1 protein-coding gene is annotated in these 559 nt (G+C 44.4%); it reads right to left on the bottom strand.

Annotated elements, in window-relative coordinates; all coding sequences use genetic code 11:
* Nucleotides 1-559 (bottom strand): acyltransferase (locus R7E78_RS29245; protein WP_411913787.1); only part of this gene is annotated, 559 nt, incomplete at both ends.

Here is a 559-nt window from a genome sequence, read left to right as displayed (position 1 = left end):
GCTGTGCTGGCTGATAAAACTCACCACTTTCTGCACGTTCTTCGGCAACCCTTCCCCAAAATACCGACACAGCATAAAAATCATCGATGCCGCCAAAATCACGTTCAATGTTTTGTATGACAACCAACGCCCTACGGTGTATTTCTCCGCTTCCAAACTGTTGGTCACCACCATGGTGAATGTCACGGCTAACGCCACCAATCCAAACCCAGTGAACAACGTCACCATAGAACGATTTAGTGGCACTTTTTGAAATAGTACATAACCCAAAGGCAGATAGCCCATAAAGAGCCACATTTGGTTACTCCATGGCCCATCAATCTTGAACAGGAATAACGTGCTAGTGAACATCCAAAAAGCCAGATAGGTATAGAGGACATTGTCATCGACATTACGTGCCATCCATTGGAATAGAGGAATCACGAAATACAGTGGAATAAAGTAATAGAAGAAGCCTAAATGGTAATAGGTGGCATGAAACGGACTATTACTCAGCACTTCTTTGACGGTTTCAAAATCGAATCCTTGTGCCGTCCAACCCGACAGATACGCGTAGAAC

The organism is Vibrio sp. YT-19(2023) (assembly GCF_033337395.1).
Note: the sequence above shows the minus strand (reverse complement) of the source record. Positions and strands in the feature narration are given on the sequence as shown.